At 60.2% G+C, this 22,566-nt stretch carries 20 protein-coding genes and 2 pseudogenes; 9 read left to right on the plus strand and 13 right to left on the minus strand.

All coding sequences use genetic code 11. The features are described 5' to 3' along the window. Positions 1-11 precede the first annotated feature (11 nt). From NU688_RS31310 to NU688_RS31330, 5 genes are all read right to left on the minus strand, one after another. Positions 12-1,565, minus strand: coding sequence for an esterase-like activity of phytase family protein (locus NU688_RS31310; protein WP_257864768.1), 1,554 nt, complete (start codon positions 1,563-1,565; stop codon positions 12-14). Between the two features lie 10 nt (positions 1,566-1,575). Then, positions 1,576-3,813 carry a metallophosphoesterase gene (locus tag NU688_RS31315; RefSeq protein WP_257864769.1) on the minus strand — a complete coding sequence of 746 codons (2,238 nt, stop codon included), beginning with the start codon at positions 3,811-3,813 and terminating at the stop codon, positions 1,576-1,578. A 245-nt stretch (positions 3,814-4,058) separates the two neighbouring features. Continuing rightward, positions 4,059-4,262: a hypothetical protein gene (locus NU688_RS31320; protein WP_257864770.1), complete on the minus strand. Its 204-nt coding sequence runs from the start codon at positions 4,260-4,262 to the stop codon at positions 4,059-4,061. Next, positions 4,259-5,461, minus strand: coding sequence for a PepSY domain-containing protein (locus tag NU688_RS31325; RefSeq protein WP_257864771.1), 1,203 nt, complete (start codon positions 5,459-5,461; stop codon positions 4,259-4,261). The genes NU688_RS31320 and NU688_RS31325 overlap by 4 nt, the downstream gene beginning before the upstream one ends. 32 nt (positions 5,462-5,493) lie before the next feature. Continuing rightward, positions 5,494-7,590 (minus strand): TonB-dependent siderophore receptor, encoded by a 2,097-nt coding sequence (locus NU688_RS31330; RefSeq protein ID WP_257864772.1) that lies wholly within the window; start codon positions 7,588-7,590, stop codon positions 5,494-5,496. Between the two features lie 174 nt (positions 7,591-7,764). On the opposite strand from NU688_RS31330, the gene NU688_RS31335 reads away from it, so the two are divergent. Both NU688_RS31335 and NU688_RS31340 read left to right on the plus strand, forming a co-directional pair. After that, entirely contained in the window at positions 7,765-9,354 is a 1,590-nt protein-coding gene (locus NU688_RS31335) for a phospholipase D-like domain-containing protein (RefSeq protein ID WP_257864773.1), read from the plus strand. Between the two features lie 255 nt (positions 9,355-9,609). Next, entirely contained in the window at positions 9,610-10,332 is a 723-nt protein-coding gene (locus NU688_RS31340; RefSeq protein ID WP_257864774.1) for a hypothetical protein, read from the plus strand. Positions 10,333-10,797: 465 nt separating this feature from the next. Here the strand turns inward: NU688_RS31340 and NU688_RS31345 are convergent, their stop codons facing one another. The 7 genes and pseudogenes from NU688_RS31345 to NU688_RS31365 form a co-directional block, all read right to left on the minus strand. Then, a complete protein-coding gene (locus NU688_RS31345) occupies positions 10,798-11,157 on the minus strand; it encodes a hypothetical protein (RefSeq protein ID WP_257864775.1) in 360 nt (119 codons plus the stop codon). Between the two features lie 39 nt (positions 11,158-11,196). Next, a pseudogene (locus NU688_RS34105) lies at positions 11,197-11,580 on the minus strand (TniQ family protein); the annotation flags it as partial. A gap of 9 nt (positions 11,581-11,589) precedes the next feature. After that, positions 11,590-12,174, minus strand: a complete 585-nt coding sequence (locus NU688_RS31350) for a hypothetical protein (RefSeq protein ID WP_257864777.1) — start codon at positions 12,172-12,174, stop codon at positions 11,590-11,592. A gap of 6 nt (positions 12,175-12,180) precedes the next feature. After that, a pseudogene (locus NU688_RS34110) lies at positions 12,181-12,651 on the minus strand (TniQ family protein); the annotation flags it as partial. Continuing rightward, positions 12,548-13,510, minus strand: coding sequence for a TniB family NTP-binding protein (locus NU688_RS31355; RefSeq protein WP_257864778.1), 963 nt, complete (start codon positions 13,508-13,510; stop codon positions 12,548-12,550). The pseudogene NU688_RS34110 and the gene NU688_RS31355, both read right to left, overlap by 104 nt. Before the next feature lie 5 nt (positions 13,511-13,515). Beyond that, complete coding sequence (locus tag NU688_RS31360; RefSeq protein WP_257864779.1) at positions 13,516-15,429, minus strand: transposase; 1,914 nt, start codon at positions 15,427-15,429, stop codon at positions 13,516-13,518. After that, on the minus strand, positions 15,386-16,105 hold the full coding sequence (locus NU688_RS31365; protein ID WP_257864780.1) for a hypothetical protein: 720 nt from the start codon (positions 16,103-16,105) through the stop codon (positions 15,386-15,388). The genes NU688_RS31360 and NU688_RS31365 overlap by 44 nt, the downstream gene beginning before the upstream one ends. 1,306 nt (positions 16,106-17,411) lie before the next feature. Between NU688_RS31365 and NU688_RS31370 the strand changes: the two genes are divergently transcribed. The 3 genes from NU688_RS31370 to NU688_RS31380 all read left to right on the plus strand — a co-directional run bounded on the left by NU688_RS31370 (position 17,412) and on the right by NU688_RS31380 (position 19,400). Further along, complete coding sequence (locus NU688_RS31370; protein ID WP_257864781.1) at positions 17,412-17,726, plus strand: hypothetical protein; 315 nt, start codon at positions 17,412-17,414, stop codon at positions 17,724-17,726. Positions 17,727-18,234: 508 nt separating this feature from the next. After that, the gene (locus NU688_RS31375; RefSeq protein ID WP_257864782.1) at positions 18,235-18,933 is read left to right on the plus strand and encodes a hypothetical protein; all 699 of its coding nucleotides are present in this window, start codon (positions 18,235-18,237) and stop codon (positions 18,931-18,933) included. Positions 18,934-19,052: 119 nt separating this feature from the next. After that, on the plus strand, positions 19,053-19,400 hold the full coding sequence (locus NU688_RS31380) for a hypothetical protein (RefSeq protein ID WP_257864783.1): 348 nt from the start codon (positions 19,053-19,055) through the stop codon (positions 19,398-19,400). A 57-nt stretch (positions 19,401-19,457) separates the two neighbouring features. Here the strand turns inward: NU688_RS31380 and NU688_RS31385 are convergent, their stop codons facing one another. After that, positions 19,458-19,646, minus strand: coding sequence for a hypothetical protein (locus tag NU688_RS31385; RefSeq protein ID WP_257864784.1), 189 nt, complete (start codon positions 19,644-19,646; stop codon positions 19,458-19,460). A gap of 740 nt (positions 19,647-20,386) precedes the next feature. Here NU688_RS31385 and NU688_RS31390 point away from each other — a divergent pair. The 4 genes from NU688_RS31390 to NU688_RS31405 all read left to right on the plus strand — a co-directional run bounded on the left by NU688_RS31390 (position 20,387) and on the right by NU688_RS31405 (position 22,480). Continuing rightward, positions 20,387-20,890 carry a GNAT family N-acetyltransferase gene (locus tag NU688_RS31390; RefSeq protein ID WP_257864785.1) on the plus strand — a complete coding sequence of 168 codons (504 nt, stop codon included), beginning with the start codon at positions 20,387-20,389 and terminating at the stop codon, positions 20,888-20,890. A gap of 64 nt (positions 20,891-20,954) precedes the next feature. After that, positions 20,955-21,392, plus strand: a complete 438-nt coding sequence (locus NU688_RS31395; RefSeq protein ID WP_257864786.1) for a hypothetical protein — start codon at positions 20,955-20,957, stop codon at positions 21,390-21,392. Positions 21,393-21,665: 273 nt separating this feature from the next. Next, positions 21,666-21,962, plus strand: a complete 297-nt coding sequence (locus NU688_RS31400) for a hypothetical protein (RefSeq protein ID WP_257864787.1) — start codon at positions 21,666-21,668, stop codon at positions 21,960-21,962. 122 nt (positions 21,963-22,084) lie between these two features. Next, positions 22,085-22,480, plus strand: coding sequence for a hypothetical protein (locus NU688_RS31405; protein ID WP_257864788.1), 396 nt, complete (start codon positions 22,085-22,087; stop codon positions 22,478-22,480). The last annotated feature ends 86 nt before the right edge of the window (positions 22,481-22,566 follow it).

A 22,566-nucleotide genomic window follows, 5' to 3' on the forward strand; every position in this document is an offset into this window, starting at 1 on the left:
CGCAGGCGGCGTCAGGCTTTCACCGACGCCACGGCCAGCGGCTTGGGCAGGCGGATGCGGATGAATTCGTTGGCATCGACCTTCGTGGGCACACGCGACGGCGAGCCGCCGGGGTAGTTGTTGTCGTTGACCAGCATCAGCGTCTGCGCATCGACGATGGTCACGACCTCCACGCACTCCATCGGGAAGGTGAAGACGCCCTCGATCGTCGCGTCGCCGCCGAGCCCCTTCGGATCGAGCAGGTTCATCAGGTCGACAACCTCCTCCTTCTTCAGGTAGCCGTCGCTGTCGGCCCGGGTGATGTCGACCTTGAAGATGCGCTTGAAGCGCGCCGCATTGCGCGACGTGCCCGAGGCGGCGAACTTGCCGGTGCGCACGTCGCCCGCGCCGCTGTCCTTCTCGACCACGAGGAACTCTGTGTCGTTGATGGCGGCCATGTCGTTCACGCTGTAGACCTCGGTCTCCAGGTTGCCGTCGCCGTTGATGCGCTGGCCGGTGCTTACGCGGTAGGCGAAGGTCTTCGGCTCGAAGTTCTGCGAGGCGATGTCGTACACGCTGATGAGGCGGCGCTGTGCGTTGTCGCCGCTCAGCTCCTTCTCGAACATCGCATACAGCTTGGTGCGGCTGGTGTTGAGTGCCATGCTCTCCAGGCCGCCCGAGCCGCCCAGGTTGGCCACCGAAGTGTTCGACTGGATGTACGGGTTGTTCGAGGTCTGCACCAGCGGATTGGCGCCGAGCTTCACGAGGTTGGGCATCTGCACCTCGCGCGACAAGAGGCGCCCCTTGTTGTCGAACTTCAGGATGAAGGGGCCGAACTCGTCACCGATCCAGAGGTTGCCCTGTGCATCGACCTGCAGCGACTCGGGGTCGATGTCGTAGCCGGTGAGCAGGCGGCCCGCGGTGATGACCGGGTCCACCGGGATCGTCTGGCCGGCTGGCGACACCGAGGTGCCGGGGTAGTTGGCCATGTCCGCGACGATGCCGTAGCCGAGGTTGCGGTTCGGGTCGCTCAAGCGCACGTAGCTCTCGGCGGTGAATTCGGCGAGCGCCGCACCGGTCTGGAAGTTGACGGGGATCAGCTTGCCTTGCGCCCAGTCGAACTTGACGGCATAGACATGCAGCAAGGCGTCCGGCGATGCGGCACGGCCGCCGAAGCCGTTGTCCTGCATCACGTAGAAGACGCCCGCCATCGGGCTCGGCACCATCGCCGAGAAGCCCTGCATGGGCTGCTTGTTCTGGAACGGCAGCGCGTAGCCGTAGACATCCTTGGCGCGCGTGAGGTCGCCGCCGGAGATGAACTGGCCCGACGTGGGGCCGGCCACGTAACTGTCGGCGGCGAGCACGGCGCGGCCTGTGAGCGTGGGGGCGCTGACTTCGGGTTCGGGCCCCGGCGCGGGGGCTGGTGCGGGAGCCGGCGCGGGTGCCGGGGCAGGCACGGGCAGGAACGGCAGCCCGCCGCCGCTTCCTCCGCCACCGCATCCGGCCAGGATGGCGCTGCCCGCGCCGAGCAGGACGCCGCGGCGCTTCAGGTGGCCGGACGGTTTCTTGTTTGCTTGATCGGTCATGTCGTGCGTCTCAGAACGGCGTGGGCGCCGTGGTCATGTCGGTCAGCTTGTTGGTCTGGAGATCGATCACGAAGTGCTGCGTTGGCGCACCCTTCGCGAGCTTCAGCAGGATCTCCATGAGCGGCTTGAAGCGCGCCTGGAACACCGCGTTCACGACGTTGTCGTTGGTGACCTGCTGTCCGTTCAGCTTGAGCGCGGCGTTGGTGCCCCCCAGCGCCTGCGCGATCAGCTTGTACTGCTTGGCACGGTCGGCAGGGATGTCGGCGAACGCGAGGTCGCCGGCATTGGCCAGGCGCACGAAGTCGCCGGCAAGGTCGATCGCCTTCCACTGGTTGAAGTCTTCCAGGCGCATGCCGTTGGCGTTGGCCAGCGCGCGGGCCTTGAGTTCGGCGGCGGCGTAGTCCTTGGCATAGTCGGCGCTCGCGCTGCCGTCGCCGCCCGCGTCCGACAGGCAGGCGAAGAACGCGTTGCTCAGCAGGCCGTGGTTGCCGGTGTTGCCCAGTTGCTTGAGCGTGACCTTGGTCTGCAGTTGCGACAGCACCAGCAGGTCGGAGCCGTAGAGCGGGCTCTTCACCAGCTCGCGCATCTCGCAGCGCCAGTCGTCGTTCAGGAGGCGCAGGCGCACCAGCTCCGACATGTAGCGCGTGCTGAAGTCGCCGTAGGTCTTCGCGTCGAGCACGCTCTTGTCCCACAACACGCCGTTGCTGCCGCCCGGCAGCATGAAGCCGAAGTCGCTGAAGTAGCGGTGCTCCTCGCGGTACAGATCGAACAGCTCGTCGAAGCGCGGCACGTCGTCCAGCCGCACGGTCTGCACGTCGATGTGGGTGGCGTCCTTGAAGGTCAGCAGCTTGTAGGCCGGCACGTAGGCGGCCATCGAGGGCGCCTGGATGTTCACCAGCCCATGGCCATCGTCGTAGGTGCGGATGGCCGTGTCGTTGAAGTGCATGTGGCCGCCCACGTGCACCTGCAGGCCGGTGTCGGCCAGCGCCTTGGTCACGTCCTCGGTCGGGCGGCGCACCATCTGCATCTTGCCCGCGCCGAGCAGCGCGATGATGTCGTCGGAAGCGCCGTTGAAGAACTCGCTCATCGGGAAATGGCTGAAGGCCACCACCTGCTTGCCCTGCTTCTTGCCGCGCGCGACCACGTCCTTGAGCCACGCGATCACGTGCGGCTTGTGGGTCAGCATCTTGTTGTAGCCCGCGTCGCCGGAGCCGTTGAAGTCGTTCACGCCCGCGCCGGTCGGTATGTAGACATTGGCGTCGATGCCCACTAGCCAGAGGCCCTCCACCGGCTCCACGAGGTAGCTGGTGTCCGGCACGTTGCGGCAGAAGGTGTAGCCGTCTTTCTTGTAGACGCCGCCCGCGCCCTGCGCGCAGATCTCGAACTCGCGCTTGCTCCAGACCGCCTGCTCCTTGGCCTGTGCCACGGTGTAGTTCTGGTAGGTGTAGGTGCTGTAGGGCGTCTCGAAGTAGCGGAACCCGGCCTTGGGCATGAAGCCGTGCTGGTCGAGGACCTGGGTGATGCCCGCGTAGCCCATCTCCTTGACCTCCTCGGTGCAGTACGAGAAGTTGACCTTGCCCCATTCGCCGCTGTAATTGGCGGGCGCACAGTCGCCGTTGCCGCCGCGGCTGAAGATGGGCTGCGGGAAGCCGGCGCGGCCGGAGTTGGGGTCCAGGCCCAGGTAGTCGCCCTTGCCGCCCGGACGCTCGATGGGCCGGTTCGGGTCGTGGTTGCCCGGTGCGGCAAAGAACTGGATGCCGTGCTTGGCGGCGTATTCGTCGAGGATCTTCGTCAGGCCGCGCATGTGCACGGGCTGACCGTCGTCCGAGAAGTCGCCCGGCAGCGCGATGAGCTTCACGCCGCGTGCCACGGCGTCGTCCAGCGCCGCCATGAACGCGAAGTAGTTTTCGTTGAACAGGCGCGTGGAGGTCATCTGCGCGTGCATCAGGCGGATGGTCGCGTTGCGGCCGGACTTCGGATTGAAGACGCCCGGGAACGAGCCGTCCTTGAAGTTGGCGTAGACATCGTGGAAGTGGATGTCCGGCATGAAGGCGACCTGCACCTGCGCGCCGGCTTCCGCTGCAGGCGGTGGGGCGGCCGGCGGCGCGGCGGGTGCGGGCGCAGCAGGTGGAAAGAAGAAGCCGCTGGAGTCGTTGTTGCTTCCGCCGCAGGCCGAGAGCAGTGAAAGAACGGCCGCGGCGACGATCGCCGCAGGCGCACGCGACGTGCGAGATGAGAAAAGGGTCATGGAGAAAAGATCCGCGAAAGAAAGGGCGAGGCGCTCGCCATTCCTTCACGGGTGGCCAGCGCGGGCCGGATCATGCGGAGGTTGTATGACCTCTCGACGGCAAACCCATGACATCAAACACTGACCATCAACTGACCGCGGGCAAAGGTACGCATAAAAGACCAACGGCCCGCGGAATGCGCGGGCCGTTGGCAGCGTTGTCTGATCTGTCCGCCGGAAATCGGCGGCACTTGCCGGTGCTGCGGCTAGCTTTTGGGCGACCGGCGCCAGCCGTACCAGGCGCACACCGCGACCGGAATACCCAACGCCGCCCAGGCCAGCATGTCGCCGAACCCACCGTCGCTGAACAGCGCGGAAATCAGTCCGATGGTCGTCAACACGCCCAGCACGATCGGCCAGCCCCACATGCGCCAGAAGGACTGGTGCTGCGTCTTGTGGTGCGTCGTCATGCCTGCACCTTCATGGCCGGTGCCGGGTCGGGCTGCGGGCCCGAGACCGGCGACGCGGCATGCCCCGCCGCTGCCACGGCCGGCGTCTTGGGCGCGGCCGGCACGGTGTTGCCGCGCTTGAGCCACAGGTAGAGCCCGCTGCCCAGCACGATGATGGTCGCGATGTCGAGCAGCGCCCAGATGATCTGCATCGGCATGCCGCCGTAGTCGCCGAAGTGCAGCGGCTGCGACACGAGCAGCGCCGTGAGGTACCACGGCATCTTCGGCACCGCCGTCACCTCCGCGGTCTTGGCGTCGACCAGCACCGGCTGCAGCAGCTTCGAGGTGAAGGGCTCGTTGCCGCGCATGAAGAAGGTGTTGTGGTGCGGGCTCGAGAACGCGGTGCCGGGGAACGCGATGAACGACAGCTTCATGCCGGGCGTGCGCTGCAGGGCCTCGTCCATCGAGCGCTGCACCGAGCCGCGTTCGGCCACCGCCACCGTCGGCTGGTCCTTGTAGGGCGCGAGCAAGGTGCTGAGCTGGTCGTACTGCCAGTACTTGATGACCAGGTCGGCCCACGTGTTGATCATGCCGGTGGAGCCCACCACGAACAGCCACACCAGCGTGACGACGCCCAGCAGGTTGTGCAGGTCGAGCCACTTCAGGCGCGGGCGCTTCTCACGCCGCACGGTGCCGAAGTCGAGCTTGCGCATGAATGGCGAATAGAGCACCACGCCCGAGACGATCGCCACCAGCAGCAGGAGGCCCATGAAGCCGAGGAACAGCTTGCCGGGAAGCCCCGCAAACAGATCGACGTGCAGCTTGAACATCACATACATGAAGCCTTCGTCGAACTTGGGCTGGGCCAGCACGACGCCGGTGCGCGCATCGACCGCGACGGATTTGAAGTCGTCGGTGGGCGCCGGCGTGGGCGTGAGCGTGACGAACCACAGGCCGTCGTCGTCCTCGGGCTGCGAGGCGAACTGCACCACGCGGTCGGGGTGCTTCGCCTTGGCGATGTCGAGCACCTTGTCCAGGCTGATGCGCGGCGTGCCGGCCGGCATCTTCGGCGCCTCGACCTCGGTGCCCAGCAGGTGCCCGATCTCGTGATGGAAGATCAGCGGCAGCCCGGTGATGCACAGGAGCAGCATGAACACCGTGCACACGAGGCTGCTCCACTTGTGCACCCAGGCCCAGGTCTTGATCTTTCGGCTGTTCATGTTGTCTTGGCTGTGTCGGTTGAAGGCGGAGTTTAGAAGCGGTAGGTGGCGCTCGCGACGATGTTGCGGCGCGAACCGTACCAGCAGTCACCGCGCGACAGACAGGTGCTGAAGTACTTCTTGTCCGTCACGTTGTTGATGTTGAGCGCATAGCGCCAGCTCGCGGTGTCGTAGGCGAACACCAGGTCGGCCAGCACAATGCCCGGAATGCGGGGACCGGTGCCGAACTGGAGGTCGCGGAACGAGCTCATCGCCCGCACGCCGGCGCCAGCCGAGAAACCGCTCACGCCGCCGATGGCGAACCTGTACTTCGCCCAGACGCTGGCCTGGTGCTTGGGCAGGCCCTCGATCTGCACGTCGGCATCGGTGTAGTTGTAGTGGGCGATCAGGTCGAGGTTGGAACCGATCGAGCCCTTGGCTTCGAGCTCCACGCCCTTGGTCTTGGTGAGGCCGCGCTGCGAGAACGTCCCGGGCTGCGGTTCGACGATCTGGTTCTTCTCGCGCAGGTCATACACCGCGGCGCTGAAGGCCAGAGCGCGGCCCTTGGGCTCGTACTTGACGCCCACTTCCCACTGCTCGCCGCGCAGCGGCATGAAGATCTGGCCCTCGCGGGGCGACTGCGGCGTGAACGACTCGCTGTAGCTCACATACGGCGACCAGCCCGAAGGCGACGCGTACATCACGCCCAGGCGCTTGGTGGTGGCGCTGCTCTTTTGCTCGTCGCTGCCGACGGCGCTGGAGGAGGCCCGGTCGTGGCGCAGGCCCGCCACGAAGATCCAGTTGTCCAGCTTGATCTGGTCCTGCAGGTAGATGCCCGTCTGGCGCTGGCGCGTGCGCGGCAGCGCGGTGGCATCAGGCACGTCGCGGTGACCATAGACCGGTGCGTAGACGTCGATGGTGTCGACATTGGTGCCGCTCCAGACGTTCTCGCGCTGGCGCGCGAAATCCGCGCCCACCAGCAGCGTGTGCTTGAGGGCGCCGGTCTGGAAATGGCCCTCGACGTGGTTGTCCAGCGTCTGGGTGCGGTTGAGGGTCAGCTGGTTGTCGAAGTAGCGGCCGAGCACGCGCTTGAAGATCGGATCGCTGGACCAGCTGTCGAACCCGCTGAACGCGGCGCCATAGTGGTACTGGTTGGCGTTTTCGTTCTGCGCGTAGCGGAAGTTCTGCCGCACGGTCCAGTTGTCGTTGAACTTGTGCTCGAACAGCCAGCCGAAGGTCTTGCGCTCGCTGTTGTAGAAGTCGCCCGGCTCGCCGATGTAGCGGCTCGCCGGCAGGCGCCCATTGGGGTTCGGCAGCAACGTGCCCTCCCACGGCAGGAACTGCGAGCTGCTGCCGCTCTTGTCCTTTTGCCACAGGCCCTGCAGCGTGAGCGAGGTTGCCGCGTTGGGCCGCCAGGTGAGCGAGGGGGCGATCAGGCTGCGATCGTCGGGCACGTAGTCGACCTGCGTGTCCGACTTGCGCTGCACGGCGATCAGCCGGTACGACAGGGAGCCGTCGGCATTGAGCGGGCCGGTCAGGTCGGCCTGGATCTGCTTGCGGCCGAAGCTGCCGAACTGCACGCCCACTTCGCGCTGGGCCTCCTGCAGCGGCCGCTTGCTGACCATGTTGACCACGCCCGCGGCCGTGCCCGCGCCGAACAGCATGCCCGAGGGGCCGCGCAGCACTTCGAGCCGCTCCAGCGTGTAGGGCTCGGTGCGGGTGGTGCTGGTGTAGTAGCCGTAGGCCTGGCGCAGGCCGTCGAGGTAGATGTCCGGCGAGGCGCCGCGCACGCGCACAGAGTCGGTCCGCGAATCGAGGCCGTAGGCGTCGGAACGCACGCCGGCGGCATAGTTGAGCGCGTCCTGCAGGTTGGTCGCACCCTGGTCGACGATCTGGTCGCGCGTCACGACGGTCACGGACTGCGGTGTTTCCGACAGCGGCGTGTCGGTCTTGGTGGCGGTGACGGCATTTTTCGCGCGATAGCCGATCACCGGCGTGGTCGCGGTTTCGGTTTCCGCATTCGCATCGACCCGCACTTCCGGCAGCGAACCCTGGGCGGCCGTCTGGGCCAACACCTGATGCTGCGTGTAAACGGCCATGCATCCCACCAGCACCGAAGCGGCTCTGCGCCGCACCAACGTCCTCTTCATTCCTGCTCCACTCCAAATGTCAATTAAGAATAATTCTCATTTTAGTAGGTAAAAAATCTCAATTTGGCCAATCCCCAAGCGTGCCCCAGGGAGTTGCGTTGCGCATTTGCACCTTCGGCGCCGAACGAAGCGGCTACGATGCCGCGGGCACGTTTCTCCGTGCCGGCAGGCCTCATGCACAAGCTCATTGCCACTCTGATTACCGCGTTGCGCGCACCGGTCCTGCTGCTGATCGCCCTTGTACTGACGGGCTGCGCCGGACTCCCGCCGCGCACGCCCGAGCCGCCGACCCAGGCCATCGCAGTCTCCCCCACCACCGCGCTCGGCCGCGCCGCCATCAGCCTGAACACGCCGCCCGACGGCCTCTCCAGCCTGCGGCCGCTGATCGAGGCTTCCTACGCACTCGATGCACGGCTGGAGCTGATGCGGCGCGCCCAGTCCTCGCTCGATGTGCAGACCTACCAGCTCGGCAACGACAAGACCGGCCGGCTCCTGCTGCGGGAATTGCGCGACGCCGCACGCCGCGGTGTGCGCGTGCGCCTGCTGCTCGACGATTTCTACACGGCGGGCATGGACCGCCTGCTGCTGGGCCTGGCCGCGGAGCCCAACGCCGAAGTGCGGCTCTTCAATCCGTTCGTGAACATGCGCGACCACTCGTCGGGGCGGTGGCTGGAGTTCTTCGGCGATTTCCGGCGGCTCAACCATCGCATGCACAACAAGCTGTTCGTGGCCGACGGCGCCATGGCCATCGCCGGTGGCCGCAACCTGGCCGACGAGTATTTCCTGCGCAGCGAGAGCGCGAACTTCATCGACTTCGAAGTGCTCATGGCCGGCCCGGTGGTTCCGGAGTCGGCCGCCATCTTCGACACCTACTGGAACAGCGACGTGGTCTACCCGCTCCAGCGGGTCGCCGGCACCAGCCGCACCGCCGACGAGCTGAAGTCCGCCTTCGACGCCGACACCGCCCCCCTGTACGCCCCGCCCCCTGACCCGCTGCCCGCCACCGACCTGCTGGGCGACCCGCCACTGGCCGCGCAGCTCGCGAACATCGACGAGGCGAAGTGGATGCGCGCCGAAGCGCATGCCACCGCCGACAGCCCCAACAAGGCCCTGGGCGTCATGGCGCATCCGACCGAATCGCTGGCGCAGCGCTTCCATGAAATGCTGGCCACCGCGCAGTCGAACGTGGTGGTGATCTCGCCCTATTTCATCCCGGGCGACGAGGGCATGGCGCGCATCCGCATGGGACGCGAGCACGGGATCAACATCACCGTCATCACCAACTCGCTCGCCGACAGCGACGAGCCGCTGGTCAACATCAACTACAACCGCTACCGCGTCGACATGCTCAAGCTGGGCGTGAACCTGTACGAGGTCAGCACGCAGCAGCTCAAGCGCAGCGGCCAGTTCCGCGACCTGCTCAAGAAGGCGCGCGGCCGCCTGCACGCCAAGCTTGCGCTGGTCGACCGCCAATGGGTGCTGCTGGGCTCCATGAACCTCGACCCGCGCTCCGCCCGCCTCAACACAGAGTTCGGCGTGCGCGTGCGCAGCTTCGACCTGACGCAGGCGCTGCTCTTCGCCTACCAGCTCGACGACATCGAAGGCGTCTACCGCGTGGTGCTCAAGCCCGACGGCCAGAACGTGGAGTGGATCGGCACCGGCGATGTCAACAACGAGGTGCTCGACAGCGAGCCCGATTCGAGCATGCTGACCCGGCTGCAGCTGCTGCTTTTCTCGTGGTTCGTGCCCACGGACCAGTTGTAAGCGACCACCCGCCAGCTGTCGATGTCCATCTAACTCGAAACTCGAGCTCTTTGAAAATCAATGACTTGGCGCATCCTGACTCATCGAACACTGAATCCCCGTCTCATCTAAGCCGGAATTTCTCGGTCTCTGTCCCATTTAACTCGGAACTTTGTCGAGCTGGCTATCGCATCAACGCTGAGACAGATCGCTTGCTGCACGAGCAGCACTAAATTTCCATCGCAGAGAATCCAGCACAAACTGGAGGTGAGATCGATGGATGACGAGGATTCGAAAATTCGGCGCAACTTGATGTTGGCCGGCAGCTTGGTGCTGCTCTTCGCGTGGCTTCAGATTCCGGAAGGGGCACTGCTCAAGCGCATCTTCGGAGAGGTGGACCCCACTGTTTCGATTTCACCGGTTCGCGTCTGGATCGCGATCACTGCCGCACTCGTCTATCTCGCACTGCGCTTCAGATTTTCGAAAGATCACGAAGAGGGCCAGAAAGAACTGACCTTCAACCGTGGCGTCATCGAAACCAGATTCGTGAAATTGTGGTTGTGCGTAGAAGTGTGGTGGTTCAAACGGTTGAGGACCGCCACTCCACTGTTCGGGGCATTTCTTCGAGAGTGGGAAAATACAGCGAACATCCGATCAACCACGCAAAAGGTTGCGCCCCCTGTCGTCATAAAGCACGTTCAGGTAGTCGAAGTCCATTCAGGATACAAGGACGGTGCTGGCCAGTGGGTCGATAGCAAAGATGGGACTTGGAGCGTCCGAGTGCAGCTCGAATTCTGGTCAGATAACGGGAGCGAAGGCGTCTCGGGCGTTCAGGAGCACAACTTCTTTCTCACGAAGAGTCAGAGATTCTTGGTGCGAGTCGCGCAGCTATGCTGGCTGATCGTTTATTCGAGAAGCAGCACTTTGTTGATCTTCCCGTGGGCAATCACTGTGCTTGCGCTCGTGGCCTGCTCGTTCAAGCTCTTTAGGCTCCTGTAGCCTGGCTGCGATCTGAAAGCAGCTTTCGCTGCTGCCGGACAATCGAAGGGCTTCAAGATGGAATTTCCCGCAATGAGGCTTGGCCAAGTGGGAATTTCACGTCCGACCAGTCTCCGGTTTCTTCTGTTCATTGCTCGTTTTCCGTGCATCCACAGCCTCCACTCTTCCGTCGGGAAATTGACTATGCACAACACCGTCAATGACCACGGCCTTCGGTAAACCCAGCTTCGCTCTCACCGCGGCGACCTTTGCAAGGCGTTCCCTCATCCGGCGAGCGAATTCAGGAGTTTGTGTCAGTTGAAGCACTGACTTTTCCATGATGATTTGCCTTTCTCTGCCTACGGCAGAACCGTGTGTGCTCTTGCGCAGCCCTTGCAGCGGCAAGGGCTGCGAAGTCCGTCTTCTGGAGCCTCGCGCTTGATTGTTACTCGTGATCCCGATTACCGGCGAATTCATGATCGAGAGCTAGCAATCCTGCCAACCTTCTTCCTCAAGCAGTTCTCGCTGCCGAATCGCATTCGGACTCAACGAGTCACCTGAAGCGAGTAATTGCATTCTTTCCATCAGCGGCAACTCCTTCGCAATCCGAACAGCCCTCCCTAGAAGATTCGTCATATACCCATGGGCAATCGCCGAAACAAATGCGCAGCCGTTTTGCAGTTGGACTTCCTGCAACGGAGACAACACTAAGGGTGCTAGCTGGTCCACATAGATCGGAGCAACGCGCCACAGTAACTCGGAGCAATGAAAGCACTGGCTCATGAAAGTGATCCCCTTACCGTCAGCACCGCCTTGCTCCATTTTCTCTGGCAAGAGGATTGGCATGTGACACTTCCAACACGCGTCCTCCATCATGCATCGGTGCTTGAAGCATAGGCGCCAGGGATCGAAACGCCAGTGAACGGGGAGGTACGGCGTGTGCTGATCTTCGAAACATTTCGGGCAGAACCGATAACGCGAACGACCGCGTTCCGACCAGAGCGCTGGCCTTACCGTGCGCAGGGCCGAGCCGACCCTAAGCATGCGGCATGGGAAATCGAAAACCCTGGGGCGCAGACCGCAACGCGCTTCAACCTGACGCGTCTTCAGATTGCAAAATCCGGCATCCATGTCACGACGATAGGGGATCTCCAACCATCGGCATAGCTCGCGTAGCGACATCGCTTGGCTGGCGGCAGCTCTGCTGAGCCAAGAAGAAGGAGACTCGTCAAATTCCGGTTCGCACACTCCAAAGAGTTCTTGCTTCACATCCGGCCTTCAGAACAAGGCGCGCTGACTTAGCTGACCGCGAAGACTTCCAAATCTTCCAGCGAACTTATGGTCAAAGATGGCTTCAGTCAGAAGATGCGCTACTTGTCGATCCGGATGGGAAACGTGATCAAGGGCGATGCTTTCCAAGCCACCTTCCCAGACCACTGACGCCAGTTGTTTGAGCTCGTCGTCCGGGTGAGCCACTGCCCACTGAAGGCGCATCAAGCCTCTCTCCACGATGCCCTTCCACGAGAGGGAAGGCGCCTGCTGAAGCGCAGCCACTTTGAAAGCAGTCAGCGGTCGATCGATCGCCCCCATTGCCACCAGAATTCGTAGACACCCGTCCAGAGAAACATGGCTCCACCATGGGGGGAGACTCTCCTGGCGCTCAAGGCTGGCGCTCGATATCGTGCGTTCGCCACCAATGGCCATAGCAATGCGCCTTGAAATAAGGAGAGCTGGAGCCTCTTTTTCAGTACAGAGCGGATCGCCCGAACCGATGTACGCCCCGCAAATGCAGACATCGATCGCCGGTCGATTCCATGTCAGACGACGTTGGCATGACGCGCACCGGTCGACCATCGCAGTCATGTGCTCTTCGCAAACGGTATAGCAGCTGAAATCCCAGCAAGCGCGACAGTATCCCGTCGTGTGAAGACATTCAGGACAAACCTGAGGTCGCGCAAACCGCTGTTGCGCACGACTCATCGAGAGCGTTCCAAAGTACCTCGTTGCGGCATGTCCATGGATATAGCCAGAATCTGGCAAACGATCTGCCAGCTCTTGAGCCGGGACATCGACCAGCGAAGCCAGGGGCACCGCATCCGTTGATCGAAACGGCCGCGGCTGCAACATATTGAGGCGGTTCCGTAACCAAGAAATGGTCGCTAGATTTGCGGAAGCGATCCGAAGCAGGAGACTCATTCCTGATTCGTCCGGTCCAGCCTCTCTAGTGATCGGCAAGCTATAACGCATGGGCGTATGGGCATTGCAACCCAGACCCACCACCAAACACGGCTCGAAAAGCCTGTGCTGCGTGCGATTCCTGCAAGGTCTGCGTGCTCTCATTGGCAACACAAAGACAGCACTCCGTGACAAAGCGTTTGAACGTTCGTACATTTCCTTCCGCAACGCGATGCAACGTCTTGAGCCCCGCATTGCTGAGGAACAGCCGGAGATCAAACCCGACGCATTGCCGCAAAAACGCACTCGCGAATTTCACCCACTCATCGTCATAGGAGAAATTTTCCAAGCGCTCATGCGTAGTAAGACGACTGGCGAGTGCAGGATCAGTCTGCTCAAGATGCGCAAGCCGTTCTGACCCTATCAGAACGACCCCTATACAGGTTTCATCAATCACCTCGCATAGGTAGTCAGTTGCGGACGTGCCGTCGTCTTTTGCGGAAGTCAGTCGCCGATTCGGTGAGTGCAACAAATTGGATGCTTCATCGATACCGATCAGTCGAGTCTTTTTTTGTCGAATCGCCTCCTTTGTAATGTTGACACGCGGCTCCAGCGTGTCGCTCCCGACCCTTCGGATCGGATAGCCATAGCAGCGCAAGACCGCCCCGACAAGCTGTGCTGCAGTAGCATTCTTCTTGGCTCGAACCGTAAGCACACCGAGCTGGTCTCCAAAAAGTGACTTTCTTGGCAAGGATGTCTTGAAGTACCGAAAGACGGAGGATTTCCCTGTCCCCACCGGCCCCTCAAGATACATCCCTTGGGGCATAGACGTTTCCCTTGCAAGCTCATAGACACGGTTCACAGCGTTAACCGCGCGCATGAATTGGGCATGAGCGACGAAGATATCGTCGACTGGCAAGGCCGCCTTCAAAGCTTCTACGGAATATGTCTTGTAGCGACGCTCCAGGGCCTGACGATCCTCGATTTCGTAGTCGGTGAGGTCTGTGTCGACTGCGGGCTCCACCACCCTCATAGCGACCTCATCCGAAAACCCTCGTACGAGGGCGTGTCGGGCATCGTGATGCAGACCTCCTCCGGCGCAACGATTTGCGAGGCCGCCATGGGCGATTGGAGTCCAGTCGTCTCGGCCAGCACGATCTGATTGGAGGACAGCCCCGAGAACTTCGCCGCAGTGCGTAGATCCTGACGACGATTTCGCCGCGCAAGGGGATTCATCCAAAGCTCGTGGAGCTCTTGCTTCGCACGCATCAGCCGCTCTTGGCCGCCGCCAGCCACATGCTTTTCGCGTGCATGCTTGCGAATGAGCTTGTGCTGAACCCATGACAGGCCGTCGGTGTATTCGCGCAGCAAACTCGGCAGCACCAGCCATTCATCGGTTCGCGGATGCTTCAGGTACACGTACGACAGGTCGTCCGGATTCCACTTCACTAGTGTTTCGAACTTGCTGCCGATGGCCTTTTTCAAGTCCAAGAGTTCTCGACTGGAATAGTTGAGACCATGGAAATCAACCCCGCCCTGAGCCACTGTCAGTTGCTTGCTCATCGCGGCAATCATGTCGAGTTGCTTTGTGGAGCTTAGAAACGTAGGCGGCGGCAGAAAATCTATGCCTTCCTTGAAGAGTTCGAAAGGGGTCTGCAGTCGACGACTGTTGAGTTCAAACGGATAGACATCAACGACAAAACGAATCAGTCCTGTGACGAGATCACTGAAAGTAATGCAAGCATCCTTGGATGGGTCAAGCCGCAACTCGTTGCTCTTCAGCTTGTGCACACGACCGTTCGCCAAGGAAAAGTGATCCAGGTTCGCAAAGAAGCGCTCGACCTTTGGTTTGAGCCAAGGTGTACGCACCCTGCAGTACTCCAGATCGGTGCCAAGTTCCCACGAGGCAAGCTCAAATTGAGGTGAGTGGAATTCCAAGCCGTTGTCCAGAACGTAGGTCTCCCCGATCCCGAAGGCGATCCAGGGTTGTTTGGCGCCGGCCGCCTTGGCGAACTCGTCTTTCGGCTGGATCGCGTTCTTGATGACATTCAAGACCGACGTCAGGCCTGGGCCGTAGAAGCTGACGTATATCCCGACGACGTACCCGCTGAATGCGTCGACGATGATGGTTAGCGTCGGGCGCCCGAGTGGGAGTCCGGTTCGGTCACAGATCACCACCCAATTCAGCGGCGTGTGATCACATTCCAGCCGTTGAAGCGGCCGCACCGCGGTCACACCCTCGACGCTGGTCCGGAACCGGGCCCGCGCGTAGGCCACCCCGTATCGCGCACGGTCGCGGTCGTAGGGGGACAGCTCTGCCAAACGCCTACTGACGGTCGAGAGACTCACCTTCGCGTGGTCTGCCAGGATCTTTCCTTGCTTGACCTTGTGATCAAGTTCGATGCGAATCTGATCAAGCGTGTGACGCAGGGTATGCCGGGCACGGGTCAGATAGACCGTCCGCAGCTTTTTGACGATGACCTCCTCAACCAACGTCGACAGAGTTCTTTCACGAAGACGGTGACGGTTGCCCGACAGCAGCGCCGCGGGATTCATTTGCGAAAGTTCGAAGGAGCGCATCCAGCTGAGAACTGTGGATGTCCCTGGCGGCTTCTCGTCTTCTAGTTTCGTGGCGATCTCTTGAATCGCATTGCCGACCTTGCTGCGCTGTCCACGCGTCAACAGACGTTTTCGCAATGCCTTCACGTAGCCCATGCGTCTTTCCAGCTGCCTCCGATCCTTCTGGCTCAAGCTGGACAAGTCGACGACGACGCGCCGCGGCCGTCGATCTACAACCTGCGGTGTTTCTTCAGCCAGAACAGGTGTCAGCTGTCCGGCCTGAAGCATCGAATGAAATTTGGCCAGTGCAAACGTAGTCACCGAGCGGGTCAGTTGATCCTCAAACTGAATCTTGTTGCCCTCGAGCAAGCGGATCAGTTCCAACGTGCGGCTTCCACGGCGAACAACCAAACCAGGCTCCAAACTGAGCAACGACATTGCTGATCTCCTGAGTGGGGGTGAAAACTAAGTCGTCCTTGCTGATCAGTAGTTGGCGGACGGTGACGATGCGACGTCGAGCGATGGCGTGAAAAATGATCTCTGGCGTGGCCGCGCAGTGCTTCATGAGTGCGCCGATCGAGACGCCTTTCGGCTTGCTTGCGACGTAGGCGGCGATCGCGTCGATCGCTCCTTCTTTCGGCTGCAACATGGCGTAGCGCCTCAGCAGGGCGGCGCGCTCGGCGCGCCGCTGTCCCTCGATCTGCCCCTGGTGAACCACGAAAAAGATTTGACTGTCCGCCGCTAGGCGCCTGGTGATCTCGTTAAAACGCTCCTTCAGAGCGGGAATTCGTTCTGAGCGTGTGACCTCCACGACGGCGCTCTGCCCATTGGAAAAGGTCAGCAGGAAGTCCGGCGTATAGCTACGGCTATCGCCAAGGTTCAAGGTGAATGGCTGATGCTGGATGCTGCGAACAAGCGGAGAGAGCATTGTGCGCAGCACAAAATGCTTCTCCAGGCGGCTTTCATGATGAATGGCAGTGGGTTGAAACCACCTGCAATTGAGGATGCCGACCATGCGCTTCGGTGAGCGCGTGACTACCTCGCGACTGGGACGTTTCATATGTATCTCTCCAATTCGGCCCGCTGATAAAACAGGCGCAGGAAGGCTTGACGCAACCTTCAGCTGGGGAGATACTTTCCCAAGGGGCCCGAAATCCTTAGGCAGTTCTCACCGGCTGCTGGCTACGCCGATTTCTCGAAAGGGGAGTCGGCGTTTTGCTTTACATAGTTGAATCCTCCTCGACAGCATCTGTCGCAAGCGTGGCTAGATAGGCGGCCACATCGGCTGTAGCCAAGAACCCTACACGCCGGCCCGGAGGCCGAATGACGCGAAGCGGCAAACGCCCCTTCAAGATCGCGCGATTGAATGAATCCCTAGTTGGGAAATGCAGCAACTTCCAAGCGTCTTCAACTTGAAGCAGCGGACCAAATTGATCAAACAGTCGATTGAAGGTCAAGACCTCAATCACTGATGCAGGCGACGAAATCTCATCTGCAGAATGAAAATCATGGTGCTTCACAGCGCCTAAGTATTTCCGAAATTCGACGGACCGGCAAGGACTCCGCACTAATTTCGATGCACTCTCAACGCCTCTGCAGACCTCTCCTCTGCGCATCAAGAAATTACTTGATGAATTTAGACATCACTTGATACTGGACTCAGTATTTTTGAATCTTTGTTTTCTAAAAAAATAAAAAAACAAAGAACTCTCTTGTTTTCAACAATTATTTACTAACTCTGTCTAGATCTAGAAGTTCTCCAGCTCGCGCGGAAAACCATCAGGACGGCGATGCTGCGGTAGGTGGACGTTCAGATGTCTGGTCTGTACAAATAAGGGAGAAAATATTGGGATGGCTACAGAAACGCGTCCTACCACCATAGCTCGACGCTGGGCCGCGGATTCCCGTGCCCGCCGCGAATTCATCGCCAGATCGTTCGACCGTGCTGTTCAGTCGGACGTAGAGGCTCTTGAGAGCGCACGCGCTATGGCCATAAATATGCGCAGCGGCAAGCCTCTACAACGTGCGCCGGCTAGGTGAGCAAGCTACACGCCTAGCAATCCGTTTCGCTCCCTATCGCGGCTAGGCTCGGGCCGGACCTGATGATGTGGGCGCGGAGGCAGCAGGGCAATCTGCGGCAGACCCGTACACACAGTCACGCGGGCTCACTATCGGGGATATCGCGAGACGCATCACAATCGGGTGATTCCTTGCTTTCGAGCGGAGGCCGCTCGGGCTAACTGCGAACGCTCGAGCAGCGGCTGCCCGCTTCGCAGCGATTGCCGACATCCTTCGGTCTCGCGCGAATGGGTACTATCGGCCACAAGCAGACGCCCAACATGGGCTCAGAAAACAACGGGAACAACATGAATCTGGTCGCCACCGGCGCTTTCGACCGTCTTCAACAAGCTCTGACGACCGAGCTTCTGCGAACGATTCGGACGGAGCTGGAGAAGGTCGACGCGCCTGAAGATTTGGTCGAGCAGCTCACGGGCAGCATCGGTTTTGCGGTGGCGAGCCTTCTCGACGACGTGGCAGGCTTCGAAGTGGGCGGCGAAAGCGTATCGCCGTTGCTGACGTTTCTAACTGGCGAGAAAACTTTGGAGTTCTGCGGCGGCAACTCGTATATGCATGAATACGTCCATCGACTTTTGCCGGGGCTGTTTCAATCAAAGGGCTAACACCAGCGTGGTCGTGTGGCCGCTCCGGCAGAATTCGTGCCGGAAGTCGGCTTTCCCGCTGTGATACTGATCGGCGATATCCTGCGTGCCCTCAATCAAGATGGATACCGAAATTTTCCTGGTCAACGTATGAGCAAGGACGGACTGTGCCATTGAACGAGCAGCGCGTTTCCGGAGCCCAAGAACGCCTAGATGTCTGGGTCGATGGGGCCGCCGTTTGCCTCATCGCGGTCAGCTCGCATGGGGACCCGCTTGACTTGGGGGAGCAAGAAGTCGAGGCCCTCATCCAGCGCCTGCAAGACTGTCTCCGAATGGCCCGCGGCGAAGCCCCAGGGACGTAGGTCGACAAATGCGCTCATACAGCTGAAGTCGGCCACAACCAGTCGTTCGTTGCACCAGCACAATGAGGCCATAAGCGACCATTCGTTGGTGCCAACAGATCTCTACATTCGGGCCATCTCGCCGATGGTGACCTTCGAATCTTTTTTCTTAGTCTCCGGAAACCAGCATGAGCGTCTCTGATGATCTTCGTTTTTCGATGAGTCTCGATCAAAAGCGTAAAACCCTGAGCCAAGTTGAGATCGTTAACGCTCACATTACGAGCTTCGATGTTGGATCCAATCTCAAGGCTGATGAAGAGATCCGGATCGAGGATGTGATCTTCTCGCGCTGCCAGATCGGCCCAGGTCGGTTCGAGATCGGTGCCGGAGTTTCACTAAGTCGCGTGGTGTTTGACAACGTGAGTTCCCCAGACTCTTTGGTCATCAGTTCGGACGCACTCCTCGACCGTGTCGTCCTGAGAGGAAAACCGAAGAACGGTGGCCTTTGGCTGAGACCGGACGAAGTGTTTGATGCGATTCGCTCCGAGCAGTACCGGAAGACTGCAGCCAATCACGCGATGAAGACACAACTCATGCTCGATATTGCAGACTACGAAGCCGACCATATCGAGGTACTTGGAATACCGATCGAGAAAGTGAAATTTGATGAGTCGAAGCATGTCGTTGTCCGCAAGGAAATGGGTGACGGTGTGGACTGGGCCACGCTGGGCATTCCGCCCAGCAGCTTTTGGCGAATCTGCCTGCTTCGACTACACACTTTCGAGGTCGATGTTGGGATATTTGGACTGCCCCTGGGAGTCGTGCAGCGTCAGGATGCCGTCGAAGAGATGAGGAGATTGCGGGCGGTAAAAAACTCGCCAACGTAGTCGTCGACGTTCTTGAATGCCAAGGGCGCTCGCAAGCACCCACGTCAGGCACTCGGCATTGGACTGCGAGAAGCTACAGTCGGCCAGAACCAGACATTCAGTCCCGAAGCTCAGAAAACATGAATTCCGATACTGCTATCCGCGACGCGATCGAACTCGGCGAGCGACATGGTCTTGGGTCTTTGACCGGGGTTCAGAAGCTGGTCTTCGCGATTTCTGAGGCGGAGGTCTACTGCGACAAGGACGGCATAGAGGGGTTGATTCATCGATACGGAGCACCTGCCATGCTCACGTTTTCCGAGGCGTTCGAATCAGTCGGGGCGACCGAAATTGCGGCCGTCCTGCTTTCCTTGGCGAACGATGGGCCGAAGCCTGAGGCCGTGCTTACGCATGCGAATACGCTTATTACTGGCCGCCAAGGCTATGCCTATGAAAAGCTCCAGGCGCTTGTCAGTAGTTCAACCTGACGCGTTCAACAGCCCATTTCGGCCAACACCGGACCTTCGTCGTCGCCATCCAGTTTGCTAGTAGGTGAACTGCACCGAGTACTTCCATTCGCCGCCTTGCTCTTGGCTGACGGAGTACGTCGCGGAGCGCCAAATGGACCCGCGCTCACGAAAATGGTCGGCGAGCGCGTAAAGGCTTGAATAGATTTCCTCGGTCGGGCTAACAGGCTCCGGCTGCCCGTCAGGCGACGTGATGATGATGGTCATCCGCTCCTGCGAGCCATCCTGCTCCCGGTCGGCGACAAGGCTGGCCGATCCACCATTCCGGGGTCGCAGCAATAAGGGCATTCGCCACCGCCATGTCGAGCGGAGCTTGTCTTTCGAGCCAATCGTCCATCTATGATTCCAACGAGCCGTGTCGGTCAAGAAGGTAGCATGCCACCGGCGGCAGTCGGCCACAACCAGCCGTTCGCCGCGGTGGGCAGAATTCGGCCTGAAGCCGACTTATGCGACCCCGCATATATGAAACTGCAAAAATCAATGCGAGTTCTGGCTGGGACTGCGATTGTTCTCGCGATCACGGCACCGGTGGGTTTCATGACCAGTTGCGCCATCACCGTTTCCCGGTACGGAGATGCGTTCGAGCAAACACAAGACCACGAAGCAATGCAAGCGGTAGTAGCTCGCTTCGGTCCACCATCTGTCCATGAGACCGAAGCCAGGTCCTTCCTTGTTTATGCAGCGCAGCCCTGCAGGACGCCATGTGTCACCCGCCTGTGGTGGGAGCATCCTGTGCCCGTAGGTATTGAAGCCTGGTCTGTCGAGTTCGACGCTGACGGTAAGGTCAGCCGCAAAGCACATTGGGTATCGCCTTGAGCTTTTTAGGCTGCGCGGGCCCCTCGTAACGGCAGAGCGACCGGCTACAGTCGGCCAAGACCGGTCTTTCGTGATGCTTGTTCGATCGGGAAAAATGTCGCGACCTCCCTCAGATATTGCTAACACCTGAAATGCGACAGCCTGTTTATCTTCGGCCACCTCAATCGTCCGACGAGCACGATTTCCTTGCCTCGGTTAAGAAGAGTGGCGCCCTTCACAGCCCTTGGACCTTGCCGCCATCCACACCTGAACATTTTCGAGCGTACTTAGAAAGAATGTCTACGCATGAAAACGCAGCATTTCTTGTTTTCCGGCATGCAGACGATTGCCTCGTCGGCGTCTTCAACATCACCAATATCGTCAGGGGCGCGTTCCAAAGCGGCTACCTCGGCTACTACGTTTTCGCCGGTCACGAGAGACAAGGCCTGATGCGGAAGGGGTTAGAAGCGGTAGTTCGATTTGCTTTTCAAAACCTCAAGTTGCATCGGTTGGAGGCCAACATCCAGCCGACCAACGCCGCCTCAATCGCGCTTGTGAAAGCCTGCGGCTTTCTGCAGGAAGGGTACTCACCTCGCTACTTGAAAATCAACGGGCGTTGGTGCGATCACGAGCGATGGGCGATCCTGGCGCCATAGAACTTCAGCTGGCAGTGCTTCGACGCCAGTCGGCCAAAAGCGGCCCTTTCCTTCAGGTCATGCCATGAATAGATTCAAAGAATTCGAACAGCAGTTATTGCGACTCGACCCTGCCGCCACGGACTTTGTGCTGCGTGTTGACCAACTCGTGGAGGCGGTGCCCGAGTCCGACAGAAATGAAGGCTTGATTGAGCCGATCTTCGCGTTCTTTGAGGCGCACCCCCTCGACGATATGGGCGCGCCGGGAACTCTTGTACATCTGACAGAGGGGTTCTATCCAAGTTACACGGAGCGCCTGCTCGACTCCTTGCGAACACAGCCCTCTTACAACGCCATCTTGATGATGAATCGGATTCTCAATGGTCAGCTTTCGGATCAAGAGCGATCCAAGTACATGTCGGCACTGGTCGAAACTGCGAAAACGCCAGACCTTCCGAAGACCCTACGGGACTTGGCTCACCGGTTTTTGGAACGCCGCCGCACGTTGGATGCCGAAGGCTGAGCTTCGCATTGCATGGCTCTCGCTCAGCCCGGTAGGCGCGAACGGCCGCTTTGGAGCGCTGGCTCAGACCGCTTCGGGCCCCTTCGCGAAGGCAGAGCCACCGGCTACAGTCGGCCAGGACCGGTCGTTCGAGGTCGACGCGAAAATTATCTTGGATAAGCCTCCGGGTGGAGGTAATGGGGAGAAAACAGATTGAAAATTTCACGAACGCAGCTTGTACTCAATGTGTTGTTGGCCCTACTGATCTGTTGGTCGGTAGTGTCATTGACACGCATGACACATTCGTTCCCGGCAAACATGCTCATGGGATTTCTGCCCTCCGCTTCGTGGGCGCTTTGGTGCCGGTCGCCTGAGAACCGCACCTTGGGGGGCATTGCAGTAGTGCTCAATGGCTTGCTTGGCATCGCGGGACTATTCACGATAGTGGCATTTTTCCTCGGCGCAATGGCTCGTTCCTCTGCTTTTGAGCAGGGTGCGTTTTTTGTGTTCGGCATCTTTCTCCTTGCCGTCGGGGTATTCAATACGCGAGCGGCGTGGAAGGCATTCCCACCGAAGGCCAGGGCGAGCTAGTCGTACTCGCTACCGTTTGCTTGGAGCGCTTTTCGACGTTGTAGCGACAGACTACAGTCGGCCACAAGCGGACCTAGGCGCAGCGGCACTTCGCTGGTCCAAATTCGGAGAACAATTACCCCATGGACGACGCATCTCTACGCGCAGACGAAGAAGGGTTTCACTCTGCCTATAGGGTATTTCTTGACGCGTTGAGGATGCTCGGTTCGACGGCGGCAGAGCAGTGCGAATCCATGGGCGACTTCAACGTCGCATGGGAATTGAAAGACGATACGAAGGCGGGAAAGTATTTTGTCGGTCGAGGCTACCTGAACGCCGAACAAGAAGCTTGGCTTTGCGCCTTGGCAGGGGCGCTTGACGCTGTTCCTGCGCAGGTACTTCAGGCCGGGAGTGGCCGGGAGAACAATTTGGCTGCGATGAGTCATCCATCTTGGATTCCGCTTCGCGTCATGGCGTCTCACGCCTTGGAGGCGTTGTCACCATTCACCACTGAAAATTCCAAGTTCCTCGGACTCTAGGGCCAGGAGTGCCCCGCAATGGGCCGACGTCCTGCGGGCACCACCGGCTACAGTCGTCAATCCCAGACATTTCTGCCAGCGGCCCG

This window comes from Variovorax sp. ZS18.2.2, from assembly GCF_024701975.1.
Taxonomy (GTDB): Bacteria; Pseudomonadota; Gammaproteobacteria; order Burkholderiales; family Burkholderiaceae_C; genus Variovorax.